Raw genomic sequence first — 6000 nt, forward strand, 5'->3', positions numbered from 1 at the left:
GTCTATCTGTCCGGGAGGCCCGGCGGTCGTTGTGTGTCGTGATAATCGAGGAACCCGTCCGCCCCTGCCTTCTCCATGAAACGGTTGAGCCGCCCTGCTGTATTTTGTCGTGTCCATGAGGAGAAGCAGGCCGAGGGAATGGGGGGAGGGGAACCACCATCGCGGCAGCCTACCGCCTGTATATTTTAAGGATGGATTAATTTTCGGGCATGGGCAAAGGAAAGGGCGGGACCGCATTATCTTGTCAACCGGCCCTGTTCTCTTTATATTAATCAAATAGTGGTGCACCCCTCAACCGGCATACGGATGGGGCGGGTTACCGTTTTAGCTATGACTACATTCCAGTCCGGCAGGAAGATAGACGAAGCGGCGCAGCGAGCATCCCTGCGGAGGATGCGCACCCTCTCCACGTGCCTTCTCGTCGCAATGGCCGCGCTCTACGCCGTCTCCCGTTACCTTGAAAAAAGGTATCCCCTCTTCGAGATTTCAAGGGCCTTTTCCGAAGCGGCCATAGTGGGGGCCCTGGCCGACTGGTTTGCGGTGGTCGCCCTCTTCAGGCACCCCCTCAACCTGCCCATACCGCATACGGCCATCCTTCAGAGGAACAAGGACAAATTCGGCCTCAACCTCGCTACGTTCATAAAACATAATTTCCTCGCCCGGGAAGCGCTGGAGCGGAAGCTCGGGAGCGTCGACTTCGCCGGCCGTCTGGGGGCCGCCCTTGCGGACCCCGGAAATGCAAAGGCCATCGCCGCTCGGCTGGCAGAAGAGGCCGGCTCCCTTGCCGGACAATTTGAGGACGAGGAGCTGAAGCGCTTCTCCGTCGATCTTATGCTGAGAAACCTGGGAAAGATGAAGATCGTGCCCCTCATACGGGACGTCCTGTCCCTGATGGTCCGCGAGAACAGGCACCAGGATCTCCTCACCGAGGTACTGACCTTCACGGGTGGCGCAATCGAGCGCAACAGGGAGCAGATAAGGGAAGAGGCAAAAATCTCCCAGGCGTGGTGGATCCCCGATTTTGTCGACGACATGATATTCAACAAGATGGTAAGTAAAGTGGAGGATGCCCTCCTTTCCATCCATGATAACCCGAACCATGAAATGAGAAGGAAGCTCAATGAGGCGGTTCGGACCTTCATACAAGACCTGGACCGGTCGGAGGGGCTCTCGCGCCGGATCAATGCGGTGGGCTCCGAATTCTTCGAGAAGCCGTCCACGCGGGTCTATTTCGAAGACATATGGTCCGGATTGAAAAGCAAACTGATGGGTGAGATCTCCGACCCGTCCTCCGATCTTCGCTTTCACTTGGAAAAGGCGATCCTCTTCGCAGGCCGGAGCCTCATAGAGCAGGCCTCCGTAAGGCAAGGGTTGAACCGCTGGGTCCATACCAGCCTCGTCAATCTCGCCGAAGAGTACGCGGACACCATCATCTCCATCGTCTCCGATACGGTAACCCACTGGGATGCGGTCAAAACGAGCAGTACCATCGAGCTCTATGTGGGCAAAGACCTCCAGTGGATCAGGATCAACGGGACCGTCGTGGGAGGTCTCGTGGGCATCCTCATCTACATCGTATCCCGCCTATTCTGACTGTCCGGCCCCCCGGAAACAGGATGATCAGGAAGCATACCACCTATCCCGGAAGAGGCGGGAGGGGATGTCCTTTTTGGCCTTTATTCTACTCCTATGATCGGCTGAATTATTTATGACAGGTTAAGAATGTATTAAGTTTTGATTAATTCGGCTTCATCCTGTGAATTGCGCGGTTTTTGATCTTGACTTTACACACTTTTTGCCGCCAAATTACTTGATAACATTGAGTGCCCGACAAGTGTGGGATAGACCGGCGGGCGGCATCCGGGATACAGGAGAATCCATGAATAAACTGATTGCAGTCGTCGATGACGAGCCGGACATCGTGGAACTCGTCTCTCTCAACCTCGGAAAAGCGGGCTTCAAAGTCAAAAGCTTTCCGGACGCCGAGTCCTTTCTCCGCAGCCTCGATCCCGAGACCCCGGACCTTATAATTCTCGATCTTATGCTGCCCGATACGGACGGGCTCGAAATATGCAAATACCTGAAGGCTCACGATAAGTACTCCGTCATCCCCATCATCATGCTTACCGCCAGGACGGAGGAGACGGAAAGGGTCCTCGGTCTCGAGCTGGGCGCCGATGATTATGTCACAAAGCCTTTCTCCTCGAGGGAGCTCGTGGCGCGGGTAAAGGCGGTGCTCCGAAGACCCGAGCAGAGACAGGAGACGAAGAAGATTTACGTGGATGACCTTATGGTCATAGACCTGGAGAAGGTCCAGGTGAGCGTGGAGGGTACGAAAAGGGAGCTCACCCCTACGGAGTTCAAGATCATTCAGCTCCTCTCCACGAAGAGGGGACGGGTCCTCTCACGGGACCAGATACTCAACTTTGTCTGGGGACAGGACAGGACCGTGGTCGACAGGACCGTCGACGTCCACATCAGGCACCTGCGGGAGAAACTGGGAAAGGTCTCCGCCCTGATCAAGAACGTGCGGGGCATGGGATATAAACTGGAAGAATGAAACCTACCATTTTCCTTAAAATGTTTACAGGGTATGCGCTCATTGCCGTGGTCCTCTCCGGCCTCATACTCGCTTTTTCTTTTACCTGGATCCGTAATTTTTATGTGGAGAGCGCTGCACGGGACCTTAAGAATCTCGCAACAGCCCTTGAGACAAGCGCCATCCCCCTGGTTCTCGGGAAAAAGTACCACGATCTGGACGGGCTTGCGAAGAAAGTGGGAAAGGAGATAAATACGCGTATCACCTTCATTGCCCCGGACGGTCGCGTCCTCGCAGATTCAGAGGCCGATCCCGCGGCTATGGAGAACCACCGCACGAGAACGGAGGTGGCCCAGGCCCTCGAAGGAAAGACGGGCCGATTTCTGAGACAGAGCGATACGTTGAAGGAAGAGATGCTCTACGTGGCCCTGCCCGTGACGCAGGGAGGGAAGGTTGTGGCAGTGGTGCGCCTGAGCCTCTTTCTCAAGGCGATGAACACTGCCCTTAGCCGGATCACAGGACAGATACTCCTCATCACCTTTATTATTCTCGGCCTCTCCCTTTTCGGGGCCCTCCTCTTTTCCCGGCGGCTCACGAAACCCATACGGCAGCTCGGCGCGGCTTCGAGGAAGGTTGCAAACCAGGATTTTAATGTGAGGGTCCTCCTGAAAAGCCGGGACGAGCTTAAGGATCTTGCCGACAATTTCAACTCCATGGTTGCCCAGATCCGGAACCTCTTTGCCGAGCTGACCCATCAGAAAGAAGAGCTGACCAGCATCATCTCTTCCCTCCAGGAGGGACTTCTCGTGCTCGACAGGGATGACAGGGTGCTCCTCTACAATGAGAGTTTCAGGGGCCTCACAGACGAAGGGATCGGCATCGGGGGCAAGTATTATTGGGAGATATTCAGAGAGCCGCGCTTCGACGAGCTTGTCCGGAAGGTCCGGCGAAACCGGGTGAACCGGATGGAAGAGATCGAGTTCGGCAAGAGGATCTTCCTGTGCAGCGCCACGCTCCTGAAGTCGGAAGAGGAGATCGCCCTGGTCTTTCACGACATCACCCAGACCAAGATACTCGAACGGGTGAAAACCGATTTCGTCCTCAACGTCTCCCATGAGCTGAGGACGCCCCTTACCGCCATAAAGGGGTTCGCCGAGGCCCTGGAGGAGAGCGCGCGGGACGAGGAGACGAGACACTACGTGGAGATCATAAGCAGGAACACGAACCGGCTCATTCACATCATCAACGATCTCCTCACCATATCCCGTCTCGAGGCTAAAGACGTGGAGCTTGATTTTTCTGCGGTCGACCTTAAGGAGCTTACCGCAAATGTAATCAAAATATTCGTCACCAGGATCGAAGAGAAGAATCTCTATCTCCGCCTGTCCGCGGAAGAGGACCTGCCCGTAATCGAAGGAGACCCTTTCAGACTCGAGCAGATGCTCATAAACCTTATCGATAATGGGGTAAAATATTCCGAGACGGGCGGCATCGACATCTCTCTTGCGAAAAGGGCCGGCAAAGTGGCGATCGTCGTCAAGGATACAGGCATCGGCATACCGAGGGAGCACCTCTCCCGCATTTTCGAGCGTTTTTATGTGGTCGATAAGTCGCGATCGAAGAAAATGGGCGGAACCGGCCTCGGCCTTTCCATCGTAAAGCACGTGGTAATGCTCCACAAAGGGAGTATCGAGGTGGAAAGTATCATGGGAAAAGGCACCGTCTTCACCATCCTTCTCCCCCTGCCCCGCACTGCGTGAACGCCTCGTCCCGACGAGGCTCCTTGATGTTTTCTTAACATGAAATTAACATTCTATTAATCCCGTGCTAACAGAGGGCCCGTAGACTATAGCTGACCTGAACGGGAAAGCCCTTTGATCCGCCATAGACCGGCGCCGGGGGACAGCCCGCGGGGGCTTCTATCTCTTATCCTGGAGGAATGTATGAAAGAGCTGATGAAATCGGTTATTCTGGGGATCCTGATAATATTCGCCTCCGTCGGCGTCTCGCCGGCAAAGGAGCAGGAGCTTCTCGGGGCGGGCGCTACCTTTCCCCAACCCCTCTATTCGAAATTGTTCGACGCCTACAATCAGCAATACGGCGTGAAAATCAACTACCAGGGCATAGGCTCCGGGGGCGGCATCAACCAGCTCATCAAGCGGACGGTCGATTTCGGCGGCACCGACGCCTTCATGACCGCGAAGGAGCTGAAAGACGCGGGCGCCCCTGTCCTCCACATCCCCACCTGCCTCGGGGCGGTGGTGGTCACTTACAACCTGCCGGGAAACCCCAAGCTCAAGTTTTCGCCCGATGTAGTGGCCGATATTTTCCTCGGCAAGATCTCCAAGTGGAACGATCCCAGGATCGCGGCCCTCAACCCCGACGCCAGGCTGCCCGCTCAGACGATCAGCGTGGTCCACCGGGCGGACGGGAGCGGGACTACCTATATCTTCAGCGATTACTTAAGTAAGGTGAGCAAGGACTGGAAAGAAAAGATAGGCGCGGGCAAGGCGCTCAACTGGCCCGCGGGGCAGATCGGACAGAAGGGCAACCCCGGCGTGGCGGGATACGTGAAACAGACAACGGGCGGGATCGGATATGTGGAGCTTATCTATGCCCTTCAGAATAAAATGGTGTACGGCGCCATCAAGAACAAGGCGGGAAAATTCATAGAGCCCACCGTCAAATCGGTGAGCGCCTCCGCGAACGTGAAGCTTCCCGACGATACGAACGCGTCGCTCACCGATACGGATGGGGCTGACGGCTATCCCATAGGCAGCTTCACATGGCTTATATTCTACAAGGAACAGAATTATGGCGGAAGGAGCAGGGTGCATGCGGAGGCCCTCGTGAAGATGCTCAATTGGATCGTCACGGACGGACAGAAATACGTGGAGCCCCTCCAATACTCGCCCCTTCCAAGGGAAGGGGTACTCAAGGCGCAGAAGATCATTCAGTCCATGACCTACCAGGGCGCGCCGCTCGTGAAGTAGCCCCCTGCCGGATCAACCGGGCATGAGGGTCCTGTCCCTTGGACCCGGGTGGCCGAAAATTATTCTCAGACCGGGCCTTCTCTTTCACGGGAAGGACCTACCACATTATGGTTGCACTTTATGGTTACTATGACGACAGACAAGAAAAAGGCTCTCCTCCTCCTGACTCCTGATTCGACCCGCGCGCCGGCAGCGGATAGGTGCGGTCCTGCCAGGGCACGCTACGTGGATAAGTCCGAAAAGAGATTCAGCGCGGTCCTCACTATTTCGGCCTTCTTCATGGTAGTCCTGCTCCTCGCCGTCTTCTTCACCCTCCTCGTCTCTTCCATCCCCGCCATCAAGACCTTCGGCGTGGCCTTTTTCTATGGAAGGACCTGGAACCCCGCGACCGAGACCTTCGGGGCCCTCCCCTTTCTCGTGGGAACGCTCCTCACCTCCTTTCTCGCCCTGGCCCTCTCCATACCCTTC

General features: G+C 56.0%; 5 protein-coding genes. All 5 read left to right on the forward strand.

Annotated features, from left to right (window positions below; all coding sequences use genetic code 11):
- The first annotated feature begins 330 nt into the window (after window positions 1-330).
- Entirely contained in the window at window positions 331-1593 is a 1263-nt protein-coding gene (locus tag VGJ94_08695; protein ID HEY3276684.1) for a DUF445 family protein, read from the forward strand.
- A gap of 286 nt (window positions 1594-1879) precedes the next feature.
- Window positions 1880-2560, forward strand: coding sequence for a response regulator transcription factor (locus VGJ94_08700; GenBank protein ID HEY3276685.1), 681 nt, complete (start codon window positions 1880-1882; stop codon window positions 2558-2560).
- Window positions 2557-4299, forward strand: coding sequence for an ATP-binding protein (locus VGJ94_08705; protein ID HEY3276686.1), 1743 nt, complete (start codon window positions 2557-2559; stop codon window positions 4297-4299). Before VGJ94_08700 ends, VGJ94_08705 begins: the two co-directional genes overlap by 4 nt.
- Window positions 4300-4482: 183 nt before the next feature.
- The gene (gene pstS / locus VGJ94_08710; GenBank protein ID HEY3276687.1) at window positions 4483-5532 is read left to right on the forward strand and encodes a phosphate ABC transporter substrate-binding protein PstS; all 1050 of its coding nucleotides are present in this window, start codon (window positions 4483-4485) and stop codon (window positions 5530-5532) included.
- Window positions 5533-5652: 120 nt separating this feature from the next.
- On the forward strand, window positions 5653-6000 hold a 348-nt coding region (locus tag VGJ94_08715; protein HEY3276688.1), incomplete at its 3' end, for a hypothetical protein.

The sequence above is a fragment of the Syntrophorhabdaceae bacterium genome (assembly GCA_036504895.1).
Taxonomy (GTDB): domain Bacteria; phylum Desulfobacterota; class Syntrophorhabdia; order Syntrophorhabdales; family Syntrophorhabdaceae; genus PNOM01.

Bases quoted from the DNA above. Each gene is read 5' to 3' on its own strand.
- pstS (HEY3276687.1), top strand. From the start codon at position 4,483: ATGAAAGAGCTGATGAAATCGGTTATTCTGGGGATCCTGATAATATTC.
- VGJ94_08705 (HEY3276686.1), top strand. From the start codon at position 2,557: ATGAAACCTACCATTTTCCTTAAAATGTTTACAGGGTATGCGCTCATT.
- VGJ94_08700 (HEY3276685.1), top strand. From the start codon at position 1,880: ATGAATAAACTGATTGCAGTCGTCGATGACGAGCCGGACATCGTGGAA.
- VGJ94_08695 (HEY3276684.1), top strand. From the start codon at position 331: ATGACTACATTCCAGTCCGGCAGGAAGATAGACGAAGCGGCGCAGCGA.